At 37.8% G+C, this 22099-nt stretch carries 17 protein-coding genes, 1 pseudogene and 1 riboswitch; of the genes and pseudogenes, 13 read left to right on the forward strand and 5 right to left on the reverse strand.

The genetic code is table 11. The features are described from left to right. Window positions 1–616: 616 nt before the first annotated feature. The 12 genes and pseudogenes from A3GQ_RS0119600 to A3GQ_RS25045 all read left to right on the forward strand — a co-directional run bounded on the left by A3GQ_RS0119600 (window position 617) and on the right by A3GQ_RS25045 (window position 15143). The gene (locus A3GQ_RS0119600; protein WP_028775848.1) at window positions 617–2419 is read left to right on the forward strand and encodes a reverse transcriptase/maturase family protein; all 1803 of its coding nucleotides are present in this window, start codon (window positions 617–619) and stop codon (window positions 2417–2419) included. 107 nt (window positions 2420–2526) lie between these two features. Further along, window positions 2527–5001: pseudogene (gene mutS, locus A3GQ_RS25040) on the forward strand (DNA mismatch repair protein MutS); the annotation flags it as partial. An 11-nt stretch (window positions 5002–5012) separates the two neighbouring features. Further along, entirely contained in the window at window positions 5013–6857 is a 1845-nt protein-coding gene (gene mutL / locus A3GQ_RS0119610; RefSeq protein ID WP_028778508.1) for a DNA mismatch repair endonuclease MutL, read from the forward strand. A gap of 1 nt (window position 6858) precedes the next feature. After that, window positions 6859–7632, forward strand: a complete 774-nt coding sequence (locus tag A3GQ_RS0119615) for a class I SAM-dependent methyltransferase (protein WP_028778509.1) — start codon at window positions 6859–6861, stop codon at window positions 7630–7632. Next, window positions 7629–8558, forward strand: a complete 930-nt coding sequence (gene miaA, locus A3GQ_RS0119620) for a tRNA (adenosine(37)-N6)-dimethylallyltransferase MiaA (RefSeq protein WP_028778510.1) — start codon at window positions 7629–7631, stop codon at window positions 8556–8558. The genes A3GQ_RS0119615 and miaA overlap by 4 nt, the downstream gene beginning before the upstream one ends. Before the next feature lie 34 nt (window positions 8559–8592). Further along, entirely contained in the window at window positions 8593–8844 is a 252-nt protein-coding gene (hfq, locus tag A3GQ_RS0119625) for an RNA chaperone Hfq (RefSeq protein ID WP_028778511.1), read from the forward strand. A gap of 122 nt (window positions 8845–8966) precedes the next feature. Then, window positions 8967–9887 (forward strand): AAA family ATPase, encoded by a 921-nt coding sequence (locus A3GQ_RS0119630; RefSeq protein ID WP_028778512.1) that lies wholly within the window; start codon window positions 8967–8969, stop codon window positions 9885–9887. A gap of 47 nt (window positions 9888–9934) precedes the next feature. Then, window positions 9935–11170: a methionine gamma-lyase family protein gene (locus A3GQ_RS0119635; RefSeq protein WP_245596821.1), complete on the forward strand. Its 1236-nt coding sequence runs from the start codon at window positions 9935–9937 to the stop codon at window positions 11168–11170. Window positions 11171–11180: 10 nt separating this feature from the next. Next, window positions 11181–11672: a DUF456 domain-containing protein gene (locus tag A3GQ_RS0119640; protein ID WP_051272142.1), complete on the forward strand. Its 492-nt coding sequence runs from the start codon at window positions 11181–11183 to the stop codon at window positions 11670–11672. A gap of 106 nt (window positions 11673–11778) precedes the next feature. Continuing rightward, on the forward strand, window positions 11779–12162 hold the full coding sequence (locus A3GQ_RS0119645) for a MerR family transcriptional regulator (RefSeq protein ID WP_028778515.1): 384 nt from the start codon (window positions 11779–11781) through the stop codon (window positions 12160–12162). A gap of 24 nt (window positions 12163–12186) precedes the next feature. Then, entirely contained in the window at window positions 12187–13524 is a 1338-nt protein-coding gene (gene glnA / locus A3GQ_RS0119650) for a type I glutamate--ammonia ligase (protein WP_028778516.1), read from the forward strand. A 266-nt stretch (window positions 13525–13790) separates the two neighbouring features. After that, entirely contained in the window at window positions 13791–15143 is a 1353-nt protein-coding gene (locus A3GQ_RS25045) for a VWA domain-containing protein (protein ID WP_051272144.1), read from the forward strand. Between the two features lie 228 nt (window positions 15144–15371). Here A3GQ_RS25045 and A3GQ_RS0119660 read toward each other — a convergent pair whose 3' ends face one another. Then, window positions 15372–16664, reverse strand: coding sequence for an arsenic transporter (locus A3GQ_RS0119660; protein WP_028778517.1), 1293 nt, complete (start codon window positions 16662–16664; stop codon window positions 15372–15374). A gap of 365 nt (window positions 16665–17029) precedes the next feature. After that, window positions 17030–17596: an NAD(P)H-dependent oxidoreductase gene (locus tag A3GQ_RS0119665; RefSeq protein WP_028778518.1), complete on the reverse strand. Its 567-nt coding sequence runs from the start codon at window positions 17594–17596 to the stop codon at window positions 17030–17032. A gap of 417 nt (window positions 17597–18013) precedes the next feature. On the opposite strand from A3GQ_RS0119665, the gene A3GQ_RS0119670 reads away from it, so the two are divergent. Then, a complete protein-coding gene (locus A3GQ_RS0119670) occupies window positions 18014–18373 on the forward strand; it encodes a winged helix-turn-helix transcriptional regulator (RefSeq protein ID WP_028778519.1) in 360 nt (119 codons plus the stop codon). 114 nt (window positions 18374–18487) lie between these two features. Here A3GQ_RS0119670 and A3GQ_RS0119675 read toward each other — a convergent pair whose 3' ends face one another. The 3 genes from A3GQ_RS0119675 to A3GQ_RS0119685 form a co-directional block, all read right to left on the reverse strand. Next, the gene (locus A3GQ_RS0119675; protein WP_028778520.1) at window positions 18488–19147 is read right to left on the reverse strand and encodes a YjgB family protein; all 660 of its coding nucleotides are present in this window, start codon (window positions 19145–19147) and stop codon (window positions 18488–18490) included. 38 nt (window positions 19148–19185) lie between these two features. Beyond that, entirely contained in the window at window positions 19186–20076 is an 891-nt protein-coding gene (locus A3GQ_RS0119680; RefSeq protein ID WP_028778521.1) for an NAD(P)-dependent oxidoreductase, read from the reverse strand. 320 nt (window positions 20077–20396) lie between these two features. Then, complete coding sequence (locus A3GQ_RS0119685; RefSeq protein ID WP_028778522.1) at window positions 20397–21335, reverse strand: magnesium transporter CorA family protein; 939 nt, start codon at window positions 21333–21335, stop codon at window positions 20397–20399. A gap of 212 nt (window positions 21336–21547) precedes the next feature. Next, window positions 21548–21711, reverse strand: a riboswitch (M-box (ykoK) riboswitch). Window positions 21712–22099 lie beyond the last annotated feature (388 nt).

The raw sequence follows: 22099 nt of genomic DNA on the forward strand, positions 1-22099 counted from the left end.
GATGTTTGTGCGCCCGTAAGGGCATCTAATGAATCTGCCTTTGGCAAGGCAGTAGGCAAAGGACGTAACTAAAGCCTATCGTCAACCAGCTTATCCTAATGGGAAACCTGAGGGGGAGTGTAGCATGCTGGTAAAGTCACAAGTCACCAAGCTATCACGGTGCGACTGAGTGGCAAGACGAAACGGTTGCAGACAAGGATGAAGGCTATACTGCTTGAAGGACAGCCTGAGAGGTTGTAGCGTAAACTATGGCGAAAGGTAGCTAGAAACGCCATATAACCGGTGGAGAACCGTATAAAAACATTACGGTTTCTCGAACAGCGAGAGGGTCAGATGTTCTAACTACTCTCGTAACGTCCCACGGTTGCTCGCGCCCAATAAGGGAAGAAAAGGCGAACGTCCCATCCGAAACTGCAACATAGCTTGTCATTAGATGTCTAAACGGGGATCACCTAAGTTGGAATGTCAGCGAAACTGGCTATGATGCAAAAGGCATCTGAATATCCAATATGGTGACGGAGCCCTCGTAGTAGTCCGAGCTAGGGAGAGCCTAGTACATGGCGAAGGAGGGCAGCTTACCTCGTTTAATACGAATTGGGAAGGAGCGAGAGGCTCTATGAGAAATCCCGTGATGGTATTGAACAGTCTAGCTTCAAAGTCAAAAGATGAGGGATATACAATCCAGAGATTGTATCGGAATCTATACAATGAAGAATTCTTTCTGCTAGCTTACAGCAAGCTGGCACCTAATGAAGGGAATATGACTGAAGGTGTAGATGGAAGAACAATTGACGGAATGAGTATAAAGAGAATAAATACCCTTATCGAGAAGCTCAGGGATCAGTCTTATCAGCCAAAACCCGTTAGAAGAGTTTTTATCCCGAAAGCAAATGGCAAACAGAGACCCCTTGGAATACCTTCATTCGAGGACAAACTTGTCCAAGAAGTTTGCCGCATGTTGTTGGAAGCCATCTATGAAGGAAGTTTTTCGGACAATTCCCATGGGTTCAGACCCAACAGAAGTTGTCACACAGCTCTTATGCAAGTTCAAAGAAACTTCACGGGGGTTAGATGGTTCATAGAAGGAGATATTGAATGCTTCTTCGACAGCATCGACCATCACAAACTGGTGGGAATTCTCAGAATGAGAATTGAGGATGAAAAGTTTATTAATCTAATCTGGAAATTCCTTCGAGCTGGATATATGGAGAACTGGAGATTTCACTCCACATACAGCGGAACCCCACAAGGGGGGATCATCAGCCCTATTTTAGCGAACATCTACTTAGATCAGCTAGATAAATACACTCTTGGTATCAAATCTAGATTTGACAAAGGGGCTAGAAGGAAAACCAATCCGGAATACAAAAGACTGGAATATCAGATTGGAAAACTTCAGAAACAAATGAGAGAACATATACCCGAGGAGACGAAAAAGTCTATTTCGGAGCGAATAGCTAAACTGAAAGATGAGATAAGAAAGGTATCCTATGTTGATCCGCTTGATGAAAACTTTAAGAAACTCTTCTATGTAAGATACGCCGATGACTTCATCATTGGGGTTATAGGAAGCAAAGAGGAAGCCAAGCAGATCAAAGCCGAGGTTGCTAATTTTACTAGTGAACGTCTGAGTCTCACGCTTTCGGAAGAAAAAACTCTTATTACTCACTCATCCGAACCAGCAAGATTTCTAGGTTATGACATCGTCATAACCAGAGATGAACATATAACAAGGGATAAAAATGGGGTTAAGAAACGTTCTGGTAACATGAAGTGCAAACTTTATGTGCCTAAGGAAAAATGGCTGAATAAGTTACTCCAGTTGAATGTCTTAAAGATTGATGACAAAGGAGAATGGCATTCTTTACACCGCTCCAGACTAGTCACTCTAGAAGACATAGAGATACTCCACATATACAACGCCGAAATAAGAGGCTTATACAATTACTATAAGCTGGCAAACAATGCGAGTGTCCTGAGCAAATTCTTCTACATCATGGAATACAGTATGTACAAAACTTTTGCCAACAAATACAGAACTTCGGTTTCCAAGATCCTTTATAAGTACAAGAAGGATAGAAAGTTTACAGTTGAATACGATGTGAAGAGTGGGAAGAAGTTTGCAACGCTCTATCATAAAGGATTCAAACGAGATCCCAAGGTTCTAATTGGTAAAATAGACATACTGCCCAACGAACTACCATATTCGGGTCGAACGAGCCTATTGCAAACACTCGAAAAAGAGGAATGCGAATGGTGTGGTGCGATTAATGTTCCTCTAGAGGTGCATCACGTCAGAAAGCTCAAAGACCTTAAAGGAAAAGCCCGTTGGGAACAACATATGATTGCGAGAAGAAGGAAGACGATGGTACTGTGTGAAGCCTGTCATGATAGGCTTCATGCAGGGAAGCTAGACTAAGAGGCAAGTGGAGAGCCGTATACGCTGAGAGGTGTATGTACGGTTCGGGGAGGGGTTCTTGGAAACCTGCCGTCGTAAGGCGGTAAGGCGCTGGGTTCCTACTCTACTTTGAAGATGCTGAAAAAGCATCTAAAATTCTAGAAATCACACTTACAGCTCGTGATGGTGGAGCGAGTGAAAAAATCCCCATGTGTGGAGTGCCTTTTCACTCTGCACCTGCATATATCGAAAAGCTGGTAGCAAATGGACATAAGGTCGCGATATGTGAACAAGTAGAAAATCCCAAACAAGCAAAAGGGGTTGTTCGACGTGAAGTGGTACGAGTTATCACTCCAGGAACGGTGATGGAAGAGAATATGCTCTTAGCCACAGAGAATCATTTTCTGTCAGTCCTATATAAAAAAGGTGATATTTTCGGTATTGCTGCAGTTGATTTATCTACAGGAGAATGTTTTTTAAGTGAACTTCAACAACCATTATCTGTTGTAATGAATGAGATTGCTACTTTTGAACCAAAAGAATTGGTAGTGGAACATGAATTGGCCAAAGAGCCCCTTGTAAAAACAGAATGTGCACGTTTAGGAATAATAGTAAGTGAATTTGATTTGTATGAGGTAGAACCAACCACACTGGAAGAACAATTCCCAGATGTACATGAAATATGTAATACAGTTGTTCTCCAAGAGACATTGAAATATGTACATCAGTATTTACTTCAAACACAAAAGCGATCGCTTGGACATTTAAAGCGTTTGCGTCGTTACCATGCCCATTCATTCATGTTATTGGATGAAGTCGCACGTCGAAATTTAGAATTGACGAGATCACTTCAAAATGAAAAGCGAACAGGATCTTTATTGGCGCACTTAGATCACACGGCTACAGCAATGGGGAGCAGAATGCTGAAACAGTGGTTGGATAAGCCATTGCTTTCCCAAGAAGCAATATCCTATCGTCAAGATATTGTCTCTCAATTTATAGCAGAGATGATTTTATTAGAAGATTTATCAGATCATTTAAAACGAGTGTATGATTTGGAACGATTAGCAGCACGCATATCTTATGGATCAGCATCTCCAAGGGATCTTTTTCAATTAAGAAAATCGTTAGAAGAAATACCAGTGATTAAAGAGAAATTAGCATCTTTTACTTCTTCTGTATTAGATAACTTAGCAGAAAGCTTAGATCCTTGTTTCGATGTGCAAAAATTGATTGCATCTGCTATCGTGGATGAGCCACCCATTTCGCTAAAAGAAGGTGGAGTGATTCGCGAAGGTTATCATGAAGAATTAGATAAACTAAGGCATATTCAGCGTAATGGAAAGAGTTGGATAGCACAATTGGAAGAACAAGAACGGAAACGGACAGGCATTAAATCATTAAAAATAGGATATAATCGGATATTTGGATATTACTTAGAGATTACCAAGTCAAATCTGCACCTTGTTCCGGAAGAAGGATATATTCGCAAGCAAACGTTAGCGAATGCAGAAAGGTTTATAACGACAGAGCTTAAGGAACAAGAGCAACTGATTCTTCATGCAAATGAACGTTCTTTGGAGTTGGAACTAGAAACATTAAAACTAGTGAGAGAGACTATTGCAAATGAAGTATTACGTTTGCAACAATTAGCTACAAAAATAGCCGAAATTGATGTTTTGCACGCCTACGCCACTGTGTCTATTCGATATCAGTATATTCGACCTGTTATATCAAACAGTAATCGGCTGTATGTACAAAAAGGACGTCATCCCGTGGTGGAAGCAGTACAATATGAAAACTATGTTGCAAATGATATTCACCTTGATGGGGATGCTCGGCAAGTATTATTGATTACAGGTCCAAATATGGCTGGAAAAAGCACCTATATGCGTCAAGTAGCGCTAATTGCGATCATGGCTCAAATTGGTTGTTATGTTCCTGCACAAAAAGCTGAAATCGGCTTAATTGACCGGATTTTTACCAGAATTGGAGCATCAGATGATTTGGCGCAAGGACACAGTACCTTTATGGTAGAAATGATGGAAACGTGCGAGGCTCTCCGTGAAGCTACACCAAAAAGCCTCATTCTGCTAGATGAAGTCGGAAGAGGCACATCCACTTATGATGGAATGGCACTTGCTCACGCTATCGTAGAACATGTCCACCAAGAGGTTGGTGCTAAAACTCTGTTCTCCACTCATTACCATGAACTTACTCGATTAGAGCAAGACCTTCCTAAACTGACCAATGTACATGCCAAATGTATTGAACAAGATGGGAAAGTAGTTTTCTTGCATCGAATCGTGGAAGGTGGAGCAGATCGTAGCTATGGAATACATGTAGCAGAATTAGCTGGATTGCCAACATCAGTCATTCATCGGGCGAAAGAGATCCTTTCTCAGCTGGAAGAAGCTAAGATTCCTGAAGTTGTAGTGACACAAGAGGAAGAGCCCCTTACGTTGTTCTCCTATCTTCCTGAAGTAAGCCCTGTTGAAGAAGAAGTGGCCAAAGAGATAGAGAACTGGAATCTATTGGAGTGTACACCAATGGAGTCTTTACAGTTTCTACAAAAAATGCAACAGAAATTGAAATCGAAGTAGGAGGGGTTTATATGACTACTATTCAAATCCTAAGCGATCATCTAGCAAATCAGATTGCTGCTGGAGAAGTAGTAGAGCGCCCTGCTTCCGTAGTAAAAGAATTAGTAGAGAATGCAATTGATGCCCATTCTACAAAAATTGAGGTAGAGTTGGTTGAAGGTGGAATTGCGTCGATTCGTGTATCTGACAATGGGATTGGAATGAGCCATGAAGACGCAGTGATGTCATTTGAGCGGCATGCGACGAGTAAAATTAAATCCGAACGAGACTTGTATGCCATACGTTCTTTGGGATTTCGAGGTGAAGCACTACCGAGTATTGCTTCCGTGTCTCGTGTGGAATTGGTGACTGCTTCAGATGATTTAGCATTGGCGACAACGATTAAAATTGATGGAGGAACCAAACAAGAAACTACTCCTGTTTCTAGAACAAAGGGGACAGATGTAATTGTTCGGGATCTTTTTTACAACACCCCAGCTCGTTTGAAATACTTAAAAACCATAAGTACAGAAATTAGTCATGTAGCTGATGTGATTGGTAGATTAGCTCTTGCTCATCCTGAAATAGCTTTTCACCTTCAACATCAAGGCAGAGAATTATTTCGGAGTAATGGAGATGGAAAGTTGTTACATGCTATCCTTGCGTTATATGGGAAGCAAGTAGCATCACAGATGGTCTCTATCAAAGAAGAAGATAATGATTTTAAAGTTTCTGGATTTATTGGGAAACCGGAAGTAACAAGAGCGAGTCGGAAAGCGATCACGATATTATTAAATGGGCGTTATGTTCGCAGTATTCCGCTTACCAATACATTATTGTCAGCGTATGGGACTTTGCTACCTATTGGTAGATATCCTATCAGTGTTCTTCAAATAGAGATGGATCCAAAACTAGTAGATGTGAATGTGCATCCTGCTAAACTAGAAGTTAGACTCAGCAAAGAAAAAGAACTCGCTCAATTGATTTCCCATGCAGTAAAATCTGCTTTTCAACAAAAAACGCTTATTCCTAAAGCGTTCCAGCCATCACAGGAATTTATTAAACCAAAATCAAAAGTGGAACAATTGAAGTTAACAGAAGAATTGTCTTATCCACACTTGGAACAGCAGAAGAAGCCAGATACTCCGATTGTACGTGAAACTCATTCACGCAATTTCATGGAAAAAGAAGAAGTAGTTTTCGATGATCCTCCAGCATCTGTTATTCCTGCTGAAGTCTCATTGCCTGAAATCGAACCATTAAATAGAGAAGTGCAAAAGATATCTACTCATGTACCGCTTCCTCAGCTATTGCCATTAGCTCAAGTCCATGGTACGTATATTATTGCTCAGTCTGCTGATGGAATGTATTTGATTGATCAACATGCTGCTCAAGAAAGAATTTATTACGAACAGTTTCTAGCAAAAATGAAAAAAGAAGATCATCATATTCAACCTTTGTTAGTTCCATTAACAATCGAATGTACTTCCAGTGATGCTCTTTTATTGGAAAACTATATAGAGTCTTTAAAGACATGGGGTTTGGAGTTGGAACCATTTGGGGGAAATACTTTTTTGATACGTAGTTACCCAGATTGGTTTCCTTCTGTGGAAGTACATCATCTACTATCAGAGATCATCGAGTGGTTAAGAGAAAATGGACATGTGAAAACAACAGAACTACGTGATGCTTCAGCAAAATTAATGGCATGTAAAGCGGCGATAAAAGCAAATCGCCATCTGAGAGTGGACGAGATGGAGGCATTACTTCGCGATTTAGAGACATGCGAAACCCCTTATACCTGTCCACATGGTCGACCAATCCTCGTTCATTTTACGACCTATGAATTGGAAAAAATGTTTAAGCGGGTGATGTGAATTGTTTGTAGTTACGACATCGCATGAACCGTCACTTATCGAAAGAGAACAGGCTGTATCAATCGCAGCTTCTCTATCTGTACCTTACATCGAACGTGATCGTTCCAGTTTGGATAAAATGTATAAACATTATGAGATAGATGGTGTTTTGATTGTTACTAGACAAGGTTTACGCTATGAAAGCAACGGCTATCCATCCTTTTTTTTTCACCCCAATCTCTCTGTTGTCCGTTTGAAACAATGGTCCAAAGGTCAAAATGATGCTATGGTACGTACAGCAAATCTATTAGAAGGAGATCACGTATTGGATTGCACGCTTGGTATGGGGGCTGATGCAATTGTTTCCTCCTTTGTTACGGGTGAGAAAGGTAGGGTGGTAGGCTTGGAAAGCGAACCCCTGTTGGCGTGTATGGTTTCGGATGGATTGCAACAGTATGTAAGTGGCAGGCCTGCAATTGACGCTGCTATGCGGAGAATAGAAGTTGTGAATAGTAACTATCAATCATACCTTGCACAGAGTGACGGTGATTCTTTTGATGTAGTCGTTTTTGATCCCATGTTTCGAAAGACAGTTTATGGTTCAAAAGCGATGCAAAGTTTAAAACCACTTGCTAATCCAGCTGCAGTAGATGTAGAATCGGTAACACATGCAATACGAGTTGCAAGAAAGCGAGTCTTGCTTAAAGAGCGAAAAAACAGTAGCGAATTTACTAGATTGGGTTTTACCATTATTCATCAATCTTCCAGCTATGCATGGGGGGTTATTGAAAAATGAAGCCTGATTTATTGGTTATTACAGGTCCTACAGGTGTTGGAAAAACAGATCTTAGTTTAAAATTAGCACAACAATTTCAAGGGGAGATTATCTCTGGCGACTCTATGCAAATCTATTGTGGCATGGATATTGGAACGGCGAAAGCAAGTAAAGAGGAGCAAGTACTAGTTCCTCATCATCTAATAGATTTGCTTGAACCAAATGAATCTTTTTCTGTTCAACAATATCAGAATTTGGCACGCGAAAAGATCATGGAAATACAGGCTCGTCATCACCTTCCAATACTTGTAGGCGGAACAGGGCTCTATATTGAATCGGTAGTATATGATTATCAAATGGCTGATGTAAAAGAAGATCCAGCAATTCGAGAAGAATTTACAAAACTAGCCATCGAGCACGGAAATGAGGTTGTACACCAAAAGTTAAAAAAAGTAGATCCAGAAGCTGCTAAGAAACTACATCCCAATGATCTTCGTCGGATAATTCGTGCATTGGAGGTTTTTTTACAAACAGGCAAACCTCTAGCGGAACAACAGAAAAGAAATTCCTCTCCTTTTGAAGTGCTTTGGATTGGCTTGACAATGCCGCGTGACAAGTTATACGATCAAATTAATCGCAGAGTAGATCAGATGATTGCAAATGGTTTGGAAGGTGAAGTGCGCCAATTATTAGCAACAGAACGATTTGGACAATACACAGCATCTCAAGCGATAGGTTACAAAGAGATGATTCAATACATAAAGGGTAGTATTTCGTTTGAAGAGGCAGTGCATGCCATCAAGCAAGGGAGCCGTAGATATGCTAAACGACAGCTTTCTTGGTTTCGTCGTGTTCCCGAGATCCATTGGTTTGATAAAACAGATGCACAGTCATTCATAGAAATTAACCACTTAGTAGCAGGAAAGTTTCCATCTTACAGAGAATAGATATCAGATAAGAAGATATAGGAGGTACCACGCATTGAAACAGTCTATAAATATTCAAGATACATTTTTAAATCAAATTCGAAAAGAATCCGTTCCTGTAACTATATTTTTAGTTAATGGATTTCAACTCCGTGGTTTAATTCGTGGATTTGATAATTTTACAATTGTAATTGATAGTGACGGCAAACAACAAATGGTATATAAGCATGCAATATCAACTTTTACTCCTGCTAGGCCTGTTTCACTCATGTCTTCAGATGAAGCAAGAGAAGAACAAAACGCATAAGAATGAAACCAAGCCTCCGAAAAATCGGGGGCTTTTTCTTTTCACCCTTTTTAGGCTACTGCGTATAGTGGAAAAGTAGGCAAGATGGAGAGGAGGCCAAAATCGTGAGTAGAAGGGTTTTAATGGAAGAGACCAAAAGAAGAATTCAAATCGTTTTCGAACGAGATATAGAACCTGCACCGGTTAACTGGGAAATGGAACATCAAACGCTTACGAAGTGTTATCAGTCGCTAGGGCATTTGGTGGGTTTATCGGAAATAAAATCATTTATTGAAGAAATCTATGCATGGTTAGAAGTAGGGAAAAAACGACGAAATGCTGGTCTAATGACAGAACAACAAGTTCTTCATATGGTATTTACAGGTAATCCTGGGACAGGGAAAACTACGGTCGCTCGTATCATCGGAGAACTGTTTCGAGAGATGGGAGTACTAAACAGAGGGCATGTTATTGAAGTAGAGCGTGCTGATTTAGTAGGAGAATACATTGGTCATACTGCTCAAAAAACAAGGGAACATGTGAAAAGAGCACTTGGTGGCATACTATTTATTGATGAAGCCTATGCATTATCTCGAGGAGGAGAAAAAGATTTTGGAAAAGAAGCAATTGATACACTAGTAAAATCCATGGAGGATTACAAAAATGAATTTGTATTGATTCTTGCAGGATATTCAACCGAAATGGAGACTTTTATACGATCCAACTCGGGATTACCATCACGTTTTCCGATTCAACTCCAATTTCCTGATTTTACTATATCGGAGTTATTGGATATTGCTGATCTGATGACAAAAGAACGTGAGTACGTATTATCAACAACTGCAAAAGATAAAATTCGTCAATCTTTACAGAAAGAAGTAGAACGAAAAAATCATACATTTGGTAATGCGAGGTTTATTCGTAATTTGGTAGAACAAGCAATTCGGTTGCATGCTGTACGATTGTTAAAGAAAAAAGAGGTAGATCGGAATAGTTTGATGACGATTTTACCAGAAGATATCTTATTTGAATCCGTAGGTCGAAAAAAGCAAAGTTCATGGTAGAATAGATTTGTAAATAAAAATGATGATATGTAGAAAAGATGGTAGTTATGTCAAAAGTAACATTGGATTCTAATGTAATTTTAAAAATTTCCCATAAGATCGCACAAATTGAAGAAAGAGTAGAAAGACACCAAACAAGATTGCTGACAGCCTTTCAAAAGTATAAGGTGAGCGAATCTCATCTTCGTTCTTCTACAGGGTATGGTTATGATGATTTAGGTCGAGAAACGCTAGAACAAATTGTTGCGGATGTATTTGGGGGAGAACTCGCATTGGTTCGTCCTAATATTATTTCTGGAACCCATGCCATTGCTTCGTGTTTATACGGTTCTCTACGTCCCGGGGATGAATGGATAGCTCTTACAGGGAGACCATACGATACGTTATTTCAAATTATTGGTTCTCCTCATGATGGGACAGGTTCCCTATCTGATTTTGGTATAAACTACCATGAAATAGCGCTAACCAGTGACAACAAAGTGGATTGGACTAGGTTTCAACAAAAAGTGACACAAAATACGAAGCTGGTAGCGATACAGCGTTCCAGAGGGTATTCCAATCGTCCTTCTTTCACTATTGCAGAAATCGAAAAAATGATCGAGAAAATACGTGAAATTGTTCCTAATGCGATTATTTTTGTAGATAATTGCTATGGGGAATTTGTAGAGGATCGAGAGCCATTGCACGTTGGAGCAGATCTTATTGCAGGTTCACTAATTAAAAATGTAGGTGGTGGTTTAGCGAAATCTGGTGGATACATAGCAGGTAAAAAGTTATTGGTAGAGCGGGCAGCGGCTAGACTAGTTGCGCCTGGTATTGGGATGGAAGGCGGGGCAACCCATGGATATCTTGCGGACTATTACCAAGGGTTATTTTTAGCCCCTCATGTAGTAGGAGAAGCATTGAAAGGAATGATTTTTGCTTCAGCTTTATTTGAAGAACAAGGTTATGTAGTTTCCCCTACCTATAAAGATAAGAGAACAGATATTATCCAACAAATCGAGTTAGGAACTGCAGAGAAGTTAGTTACATTTTGTCAAGCTATTCAGTCTGCTTCTCCCATTGATGCACATGTTCGTCCAGAACCTTCAGATATGCCAGGTTATGCAGATCCCGTCATTATGGCTGCTGGTACTTTTGTTCAAGGTGCGAGTATTGAATTATCGGCAGATGGTCCTCTTAGAGAACCATATACGGTATACTTGCAAGGTGGACTAACTTATGCACATGTAAAAATCGCTATAAAAACAGCTTTACTAGCAATGAAAACAAAAATGGAATAGGAGATGTGAAATGGAATCAATGGATACATTTTGGTGGATCGTTATTGTAGGATTGTTTTTGTTAGCATATGCAGGTCTTTTTCTTCCTGCATTACCAGATGTTCCGTTTATCTTTGCGGCATTTCTAGTCTATCAATTTTTTATTGATGATGAATCACTAGGATGGATTTTCTGGTCGATAACTATTGTGGCTACGATTGCTTTATTTTTAATTGATTATGTAGCCAGTGGGTATGCTGCTCAAAAAGCAGGTGGTTCAAAATGGGATATTCCTGCTGCGGCGCTGGGGATTATTTTGTTTATGTGGATTCCAGGTGGTTTCTTATTTGGTCCTATCATTACTGTATTTTTAGTGGAATCATTGTTGATGCGCAAAACACCACAGCAAGCTATTCGGATCTCCATTAGCACTTTGATTGGATTCCTAGGTGGAATCGTTGTGAAGTTTTTATTGATGAGTGCTATGATTATCTGGTTTTTGATTTTGATTTTCTTCTTTTAAAACGCCATTGGCGTTTTATTTTTGTAGAGCAATGTCAACTTTCTTGACATGAATTTGACAGCGAAGATGACATACGCCTATAATGATTTTCGAAGGAGGCGTTAGCGTGAATGATGATATCCGAAGAAACATGTCGTTGTTTCCGATAAGCATCGTGAGTAAATTAACGGAGTTAACCGCGCGCCAAATTCGTTATTATGAAAAACATGGTCTGGTGAATCCGGCTCGAACCGGAGGAAACCAGCGTCTCTTTTCTTTCTATGATGTCGATATGCTCCTAAAGATTAAGATGCAGCTAGAAAAAGGGTATAATTTGACTAGTATTAAAAAAATGATCTTACCTAAGGAGCAAGAGAAAAAGAAAGAGAAGGGAACAAGAGAGCTTTCCGATGCAGAATTACGTCGCATGTTACATAGGGAAATATTCTCTGGTGACAAACATAAGACACCGCTTACACAAGGAGAGTTGTCTCGATTCTTCCGCCCATAATATTTTGAAGGGAGCCGTTTTTATATGGCCAAGCAACTAACGAAGGACGATATTTTACGAATTGCTAAAGAAGAGAATGTACAGTACATCCGACTACAATTTACTGATTTATTAGGTACCATTAAAAATGTTGAAATTCCGCTTAGCCAACTTGAGAAGGCACTAGATAACAAAATGATGTTTGATGGTTCCTCTATCGAAGGCTTCGTTCGCATCGAAGAATCAGATATGTACTTATATCCTGATTATCAATCATGGGTGATCTATCCTTGGGAATCTGATAGCGGTAAAATCGCTGGATTGACTTGTGACATTTACAATTCAGATTTTACACCATTTGCAGGAGATCCACGTGGTATTCTGAAAAAAGTAATGGAAGAAGCAAAAGAACTTGGTTTTACTTCTTTCAATGTTGGTCCAGAACCAGAGTTTTTCTTGTTCAAAACCAATGAAAAAGGAGAGCCAACGCTTGATTTAAATGACCAAGGTGGCTACTTTGATTTAGCACCACTTGATCTTGGAGAAAACTGTCGTCGTGACATTGTGTTGACTTTGGAAAAAATGGGCTTTGAGATTGAAGCATCTCACCATGAAGTAGCTCCAGGGCAGCATGAAATCGACTTTAAATATGGAGATGCAGTAACAACTGCCGATAACATTCAAATCTTTAAATTAGTAGTGAAAAACATAGCTCGTAAGTATGGCTTACATGCAACATTCATGCCAAAACCACTCTTTGGTGTAAATGGCTCTGGTATGCACTGTCACCAATCTTTGTTCTGCGGAAATGAAAATGCATTCTATGATGAGAGCGATGAGCTAGGTTTAAGTGAAACTGCTAGACATTATTTGGCAGGTATCTTGACTCATGCTCGCAACTTTACAGCTATCACCAACCCATTAGTCAATTCCTATAAACGATTGGTACCAGGATACGAAGCGCCTTGTTACGTAGCTTGGTCACCAAAAAACCGAAGTCCATTGGTTCGTGTACCAGCTTCCCGAGGTCTCAGCACACGTATCGAGGTTCGCAGCCCAGATCCAGCTGCAAATCCATATCTAGCGCTTGCCGTTATGTTGAAAGCAGGTCTAGATGGAATTAAAAACAAACTTGCACTTGTTCCTCATACAGACCGTAATATTTACGTGATGGATGAGTCCGAGCGTAACGATGCAGGAATTGAAAACTTACCAGCTAGTATTATGGAAGCTGTGGAAGCATTGCAAAGTGATGCAGTATTGTGCGAAGCGTTGGGAGAACACGCAGTTTCTCACTTCTCCGAAGCAAAACGCATCGAATGGGATCTTTTTAGAACCACTGTTCACGAATGGGAACGCCAACAATACATGTCCCTATATTAAAGTCAAAAACAAAACCCCTCAAGCCTTTATGGATGAGGGGTTTTGTTTTTGTTATTTCATTTTTACAGAAGCATTATAAATTTTTTTTGTCATCCTTTAAACGCAATTTCGTTATCTCATTTATCAATACTTTTTTTTCTATGTTTTTAAAAATATGTAAACAAACAATAGCAGGAAAATATATAATTCGATAGAAGTCAGGTTAATGAGTAAGTGATTACAACTCTTACTATCTCCCTTGCAAAATAAATACATGAGGTGAAAAGATGACCCGTTTAGTCGTTTCGATTTTTGTATTTCTTATTTTCTTTTTAGTTGGATGTACAATTGATAAGGACACACTAATAGTTCCAGAAGTAGAACAAAAGAATGAAAAAGAGACAAATTTATCAGAACAAAAGAGTAATTCAAAGGAAATTCGTATACCACCTGAACTAAAAAATGTGGATTTGGTAACCAAAGGAAAATACAGAGGAGAGAATCTTAGCAAGCAAGGAGTAGAAGATAAACTGGATCATTTTACTCAAAATTTGTCCGAAGAAGCCTACTTTAACAAACTTCTAAGTCTATTCGCACAAGATTATCACTATTATATCCAGACTTTAGAAAATTTTAATACAGATGTGATCGCTGGAGGAGATATGCCAAATCATTCTGGTAAAATGCCTAATTTACCAAAAAACAAAGAGGTTAATATTTCGATTTTGTTAGACTCTAGTGGTAGTATGCTTGGTGAGATTAATGGAGAAACCAAAATGATATTAGCAAAAAGAGCAATTCAAAACTTTATTTCCAAATTACCAGATAACAGCAATGTATCATTACGAGTATACGGACACAGAGGAAGTAATAAAGCAAAGGATAAAAAAGTTTCATGCCAAAGTTCAGAATTGGTGTACCCTTTAAGTAAATATGATCAAGATGCCTTTGAGCAATCTCTAAATAAATTTCAACCAACAGGATATACACCACTTGCATTAGCAATTAAACAAACACATGATGACTTAGTTGATCATACCGGAAAAAATGTTCAAAATCTCACTTATATTGTAAGTGATGGAATAGAGACTTGTGGAGGAAATCCTATACAGGCGGCAAAAATGCTACATCAATCTAATATTGAAGCCATTGTAAATATCATTGGCTTCGATATAAATGGTGATTCTGGACAGAAAGCATTAAAACGAGTTGCTGAAGCTGGACAAGGTACATTCACCTCCGTGAATGGAAAAGTAGATCTAGAAGAATATTTTGAATATGAATCCAATCGTTTGTATGATGAATGGCAAAAATGGAGGGATACGAATTGGGATAAATCAGAAAAGATCGGAGATGACAAATCGGATTTTATCTATATTGCAAAAAAGGAATTCAAGGATAAAATACAGTTGGAGTATGATCAACTCACTGATGCTTATTATTACTTACTAAATAAAAAATATGTTTCTATGTCTTTTCACAGATTTATTATTTATCGGAAAAACATTTTAGAACGTTATGTAATTGATAAATATAATGAACTATATTCGAAAATTTTACATAATAAGATAAACACTCAAAATTATATTATTAACAAGAAATTACAAGAACAAGAGAAAGTATTACAAAACAAGCATTAGGTGTATTAAAACACCTTAAAAATACTGTATCGCCAACGTGGTCTATCTTTCATCTATTGATATATGTGATGTCTATTGAAGAAAAGAAAATCGTCTGCCAAATTTAAAGCAGATATTTTTGTATAATGGAAAGAGGTATCTCTTGAACAGGAAATACCTCTTTTTTTAGTTTTTCAAATATTACGATCGATTTTTTCAATTTGCTTGAACTCATCGTTTGGTAAGGGATTAATCAAGAATATTTAGCCAAATGTATAAACCGGTTAGGGTAATAAATAAAGTGGGTACAGTTAGGAGAAATCCCACCTTAAAATAGTATCCCCAACCAATGCGAATATCTTTTTGTGCTAACACATGAAGCCAAAGTAAAGTTGCTAATGAACCAATTGGTGTAATTTTAGGCCCCAAATCAGATCCAATTACATTGGCATAGATCAGAGATTCTTGCATGATCCCTGTGGTGTGCGTTTCTTTTATTGCTAAGGCATTTATCATCAATGTTGGCAAGTTGTTCATCGTAGAAGATAAGATTGCAGAGAGGAATCCTGTACCTACTGTAGCTACATACAATCCATACTGGGATAACCATATAATGATGTCACTGAGTCTATCCGTAAGACCTGCATTCTTTAGGCCATATACAACCACATACATTCCAATAGAGAAAATAACTACTGTCCATGGGGCGGATCGTATAATTTTTCCTATTTGAAGAATCGGACTCTTATGAGCGAAAACAATCAAGAGAATAGCTGCTAGTCCAACTATAAAGGAAACGGGAACTTTTAAATACTCGCTGAAAAAATAGCCTCCTAATAGTAAAGCTAACGCAAACCACGTTAATCGAAATAATGTATGATCTTTAATTGCTTCTTGAGGTTTTTTTAACTGAGCTAAGTCATATTTTGCAGGGATACTTTTCCGAAAGTAAAGAAACAAAACCAATAGACTAGCCATAATTGAAAATAGATTGGGTATCACCATTCTTGTAGCATATTCGACAAAACCAATATGAAAGTAATCTGCTGAAACGATATTCGTTAAATTACTAATAACGAAAGGAAGAGAGGTTGTATCTGCTATAAATCCACTTGCCATCACAAAAGCCAATACTGCATGTTCTTTCAGTTGGAGCGCACGAACCATTGCAAGAACAATCGGAGTAAGAATAAGTGCAGTGCCGTCATTGGTAAATAACGCTGAAACAATAGCGCCTAACAAAATAACGAATAAAAACATCTTTTTGCCATTTCCTTTTGCTAGTCGAGCCATGTGAAGGGCAGCCCATTCAAAAAAACCGATTTCATCCATAATTAAAGAGATCAAGATAATAGCTACAAATGCAAGTGTTGCATTCCAAACGATTCCCGTTACCGTCCATACATCATTAATTGTTACAACTCCAAATAGGAGAGCTAAAATCGCCCCGCCACTGGCTGACCAACCAATGGATAGTTTTCGAGGTTGCCAGATAACCAAGACCAAGGTTATTGCAAAAATAATAAAAGCTATTAGGGACATATATCAATCTCCTTTAGCTGGTTGTTTTTTACTGGATTTGATTTGGATAAGAGATATAAACATACTATAATTAATAAATGTAAACTACTAATTCATGTTTTCCATTTAAGCAATGATAGGTACTTTCTCTTTGGGCTATTCAATTCTGAAAAATATATAAATTATTTATATTCTAATAGTAATGAAGTGTATCGAACACGTCAATAGATCGTGTTTCTTGGATTTCTTTATGACTACCTTCTCTTGTGTTTTTTAATGAAAATATTCAATTTGGAATATTAATTCACTCATGCTGATGCCAATAAAAAGAAGTATCTCCTATACAAAGGAAATACTTCTTTTTACTAACTATAACAATTTATTTATTACAGGTTGTCAATAAAATCCAAATAATCCTGTGCGCTTTTTTCTAATATATTTAAAGTCGAATTCATCGGTTCGTTTGAAGAAGGATCATTTTCGCCAGGTTCATTTTCTTTACCATAAAAAGCAAAGAGAGAACGATAGTTTGCATCACAGTATCGGAAGGTAGTTTCAAAAGGAGATAATATTTGTTCAAGTGTATAGTGATACCTGCCCTCTTTGCTATAATTTTCTTTTTTTATTCCTGCAGATACAGCTAAAGCAGCTTTTCGATGTTTTAATTTATCCCCTTTTGATCCATAAGCCCAACCATAAGTAAAAACATCATCAAGCCATTTTTTGAGGAGAGGCGGACAGTTAAACCAATAAACAGGGAACTGTAAAATAAGATTTCCATGTGATTCAATTAATTGCTGTTCTTTTTTTACATCAATGTTTCCATCAGGGTAAATCTTATGCAATTCATGTACAGTATACTTTTCTGGATATTTTTTGAGTTCTTGCACCCATCGCTTATTTATGATGGATGTTTCTATGTTTGGGTGAGTTACAATAACAAGCGTTTTCAAAGGTTTATCCCCCCTGCTATTATTTATTTCTTCTTGAGTATAAAGTGCACACTGAAAATATGTAAGTATGCACTTTTAGTACAGGTACTTACATAAAGGTAAGTGTCTAATTCGTTATACAATATTTTTGCTTTAAGAGGGGATCCAAAGAAGATTTCACTATACACAAATGCTATATAAATGAGTTCACACTGCTGGGTGGTGCTGAGAAACTTTTCATTGAGGAACTACTGGTGCGAGAGGTAGTGAAGAAAATTATCCGTATGGCATAAATCAGGAGAAAAAATCAGCAATATAATTTTAATATTTCGTTTTCTTTTACCCGGTTCTTTACATCCTTTTCATAAAATAGCATAATGAAATTATTATGAAGCATATAAATTTCATCCTATACGTACTTTAGGGAGAGTGTAATTTGTGCAAAAAACTTGTGTTCCGACTGGTGTGGAACTAAAAGGCACTGGTTTTGGCTATACGTTGTCCTTAATAGGCGGCAAATATAAAATGATCATTTTGCATTGGCTAGCTGAGAAGAAGGTTATGAGGCATAATGAGCTGAAGCGAAGTATCGGTACCATTTCTTTTAAAACGTTAAGCATTATGTTAAAAGAATTGGAGGCTGATGGACTTATTATTCGAAAGGAATTTCCTCAGATTCCTCCAAAAGTGGAGTATACATTGTCCGAACGTGGTCTATCTCTTCTTCCATTGTTTCATATGATGTGCGAGTGGGGTGAGAAAAACAGTCTACCAGCTCTGGAAACTGTACAGCAGTAGGTATAGCATTTTATTTAGACCAAGTAGGGCTAAATCATTCGATCCATCCCTTCGAAAGAATAAAAATACCAAAAAAGAGTGAGCCTTTTTTGGTATTTTTATTAATGTTTTCTTTTATTTCTTTTTCTCGTCTTTTTTCTTTTGTTCTTCATTTTTCTTTTGGTCTTCTTGTTTTTTAAAGGCTGCTTCTGAGTATACGGATGAATGATGAATAGTAGGGTCATCCTTGTCTAGTACATAAATCAGCTTTAGTTGAAAACCATTTACATGGTAAATATATATCGATTCACCAGTATTGTGTTTGATGTTATGAGGAACTCCTAAAATTTTTACTACTTCGGAACGTGTGATTTTCATTAATTTTGGATCATGTGAGCGTATGTCATAAATAAGATCATCTTTACCTATTCCAAAGTCAAGACGTTTCTTACCATAGATATAGTAAGGGAAATCTTTGCTTTTTGCGCTTGGTTCACCGTATTCCTTTTTAACATCAGTCAAAGTATTTTTATTAGCAACGAAATTGCTACCAATAACTTTACCTGATCCTGCAAGTGCTAGAGTTTGAAGAAGATATTTTTGATGTTCCTGGTTTATAGGTTTTGTTATTTTTTCAGGAATAGGTAGATCTTGCGATGATTCTGATTCCTTGATATGTTTGGATGTCATTGTGGAAGGATGTTTTGGATTCGATTGCTGCGATGATAACAAGTCACAACCAAATAAAAAGACTGATAATAGAGCTGATAAACAAATCAAACGGTAAAACTTCATTCCATTAGCCTCCAGAATGGTGTAGATAAGGTTTTAACCTATGAAAGTTGATTGGAAAGCAGTTTATATAGTGCTTGAGTACCGCTATTTTCTTCCCCTTTTGCTGCAAGTTCTTCGTAAAGTGATTTCGTTAGTTCTAATCCTGGAGTGCGAATTCCCATTTCTTTTGCTGAATGAAGTGCAATGGTCATATCTTTGATAAAATGTTTAACAAAGAATCCAGGAGAGTAGTCTTCTACGATAATTCGTGGTCCAAGATTACTTAAGGACCAACTTCCGGCAGAACCAGCTGCTATGCTTTTCAGAACAGTAGAAGGGTTCAGACCTGCACTTTCCGCATATAAAATAGCTTCACAAACTGCCATCATGCCAGATGCAATCGCGATTTGATTGCTCATTTTTGTATGATGGCCAGCTCCAGCCTCACCCTGTAAAAGAACATTAGTCCCCATTGTATGTAAAATAGGAGATACTGCTTCAAACGCTTCTTGGTCTCCACCTACCATAATCGTTAATTTGGCATTTTTAGCACCAATGTCTCCTCCTGAAACAGGGGCGTCAAGAGCAAATATACCAGTTTCTTTAGCAGCTTGATAGATTTGTTTTGCTAGAGTTGGAGTGGAAGTAGTCATATCAATGACGTAAGAACCAGCACGTGCATTTGTTAAGATCCCATTTACCCCAAAATAAGTTTCTTCTACATCTTTTGGGTAGCCAATCATCGTGATGATGACATCTGCTTCTTGTGCAATTTCTGCTACTGTTTCTTTCCAAGTGGCGCCTAACTCTACTAACTCATCTGTTTTGCTTTTGGTGCGGTTGTATACCAATAAGGTATAACCTGCATGAATAAGGTGGGTTGCCATGGATTTCCCCATTACTCCCGTTCCAATGAATCCGATAGTGGTGTTTGTATCTACTTTTGTCATGGTGTTTCTCCTTTCTTTTTCTAAATTCTACTGTACAGGTAAGTTATAAGAGAATGCAAGTAGAGAGGTTTACAGCCAACATATTGTAAAATACGAACCTGATTCATTCTGTGAATAAAAAGAAATCTGGCCATTGCTATTTTTCATCCATCATGCGTTTTATCGAAATGACAGATGTGCACAAGGACATGATGAATTCCGTGTGATAGAGCAAAAGAAATAAAGGAAGTGGGATTGAAGAAAACTCGTAAACTAGCAGTTTCATTTTAAAGATACTATCAAATAGAAAAGAAAAGGTGACGAGAAAACGTCACCTTTTTTCACAAATATCGTTTTTTCCAAAACACAAAGGTGGTAATGCTTGAAATGACGATAGATGCAATCATAATAACTACAAATGCATGTGGGGAGCGTTGAAAAGGAATAGGTATATTCATTCCATAAATACTCGCTATCATAATGGGAAACGTCATGATAATCGTTAGAGAAGTCAAGATTTTCATGACATTGTTCACATTGTTGGAAATAACAGATGCAAATGTATCCATTAAACCACTCACAATAGGAGTATATATCTCTGCCATTTCGATTGCCTGTCTATTTTCGATAAGAACATCTTCAAGTAATTCTTGGTCTTGCTCATAAAGTCGTAGATGTTGTCCACGAGATATTTTCTGAGTCACGACTTGATTTGTTTTTAAAGAAGTGGTGAAGTATACCAAGCTTTTTTGTAGATTTAAAAGAGAAAAAAGTTCTTGGTTTTTTAAAGATTGTCTTAATTCCTTTTCGATTTCATTGGTTTTCCGATTGATTTGCTTCAAATAAGCTAAGTAATAAGTGGATACAGCATGTAAAAGTTGTAAGACGAAACGCGTTTTCATGAAGGTGAAAAAGTTTTTGATTTTTTTTCGCGTGAAATCTTCTAAGATTGGCGTTTCTTTTAGACAAACGGTAATCAGAAAATCTTTTGTTACGATGATGCCTAATGGGATGGTTATAAATTTTTCCCTTTTGGTGCCATTGGGTGTCATGATAGGCAAATCTATAATAATGAGTGTTCCTTCGTCTTCTTTTTCAATACGAGATTTTTCCTCTTCATCCAATGGATCTTTGATGAAGTAAGATGGAATTTGGGCAGCAAGAACTACATCATTTATTTCTTGTTCCGTTGGGTTGATCAAATGAATCCAAGTGCCTTTAATAAACTCATTTACTAGAGCTAGTTGGCCTTGGGTGTTGGAACGATACACTTTTAACATGGATGCTCACCTCTGTTTCATCACATCCAAGTAGGGTGGGAGCCATTCTTACTTGGATGTGTGTATTGTTTTTGTATCACGATCGACTTATTTCCTATAGCCGGATCATCGGTAAGAATGATCCCCACCTCCCTTGACAGATGTAAACAGAAAAACCTTCAGCTCAAAGAGAGTGAAGGTTTTTTGCACAGTAAAAAAATGTGCAGACGACAAAGACCTACCTCTCGTTGAGTTTTAGCACTGTATAGCATAGGCTTAAGCCAGCTACGTTAAGAAAGACCTTAAGCCGATCTTTCCTGTTAACCCATTGGCGTCTTTCGACATTTTTGGGCAGAAGCATCTCTCTATACAGGAGCCTCACCTAACGGTAAGTTAATTTATATTCCTTTTATACTATACGCGCTACCATACAGATGCGTCAAATGCAAATTTTTGTTTTTTTGGTTATAAACTCATTTTTAAGATTTCGTTTATTCACTTGTGGCATATTGCAGGTCCTTATTCTCCGGCTTTTACAATGATAGAAATAAGATGTTTTTCTTTCTCCGCTTTTTGTAAATCGAGAAAATTTGGTTTCCAGTTTCGGTGTTTAAATCTTGAACGTTTTCATCTTTTTCTAACTTCTCTTACAAAGACCTTGATTTAACATAACATGCTGTAAATCTCCTAGGAAGGGGTTGTATTCAACTTGGAATAAAGCTCAGATGCTTTATTTATCTAGGTAGGAGAGGGAACTTTGGTGATCATTAAGCGTGTGGAGAAGT

Source organism: Shimazuella kribbensis DSM 45090, assembly GCF_000428065.1.
GTDB lineage: Bacteria > Bacillota > Bacilli > Thermoactinomycetales > Thermoactinomycetaceae > Shimazuella > Shimazuella kribbensis.

What these genes read in the sequence shown, in the direction of transcription:
- A3GQ_RS0119675 (WP_028778520.1), bottom strand. Translation starts at nt 19,147, where the DNA reads ATGAAGTTTTACCGTTTGATTTGTTTATCAGCTCTATTATCAGTCTTT.
- glnA (WP_028778516.1), top strand. Translation starts at nt 12,187, where the DNA reads ATGGCCAAGCAACTAACGAAGGACGATATTTTACGAATTGCTAAAGAA.
- A3GQ_RS0119680 (WP_028778521.1), bottom strand. Translation starts at nt 20,076, where the DNA reads ATGACAAAAGTAGATACAAACACCACTATCGGATTCATTGGAACGGGA.
- A3GQ_RS0119630 (WP_028778512.1), top strand. Translation starts at nt 8,967, where the DNA reads ATGGAAGAGACCAAAAGAAGAATTCAAATCGTTTTCGAACGAGATATA.
- mutL (WP_028778508.1), top strand. Translation starts at nt 5,013, where the DNA reads ATGACTACTATTCAAATCCTAAGCGATCATCTAGCAAATCAGATTGCT.
- A3GQ_RS0119640 (WP_051272142.1), top strand. Translation starts at nt 11,181, where the DNA reads ATGGAATCAATGGATACATTTTGGTGGATCGTTATTGTAGGATTGTTT.
- A3GQ_RS0119660 (WP_028778517.1), bottom strand. Translation starts at nt 16,664, where the DNA reads ATGTCCCTAATAGCTTTTATTATTTTTGCAATAACCTTGGTCTTGGTT.
- A3GQ_RS0119635 (WP_245596821.1), top strand. Translation starts at nt 9,935, where the DNA reads ATGTCAAAAGTAACATTGGATTCTAATGTAATTTTAAAAATTTCCCAT.
- miaA (WP_028778510.1), top strand. Translation starts at nt 7,629, where the DNA reads ATGAAGCCTGATTTATTGGTTATTACAGGTCCTACAGGTGTTGGAAAA.
- A3GQ_RS0119685 (WP_028778522.1), bottom strand. Translation starts at nt 21,335, where the DNA reads ATGTTAAAAGTGTATCGTTCCAACACCCAAGGCCAACTAGCTCTAGTA.
- A3GQ_RS25045 (WP_051272144.1), top strand. Translation starts at nt 13,791, where the DNA reads ATGACCCGTTTAGTCGTTTCGATTTTTGTATTTCTTATTTTCTTTTTA.
- A3GQ_RS0119600 (WP_028775848.1), top strand. Translation starts at nt 617, where the DNA reads ATGAGAAATCCCGTGATGGTATTGAACAGTCTAGCTTCAAAGTCAAAA.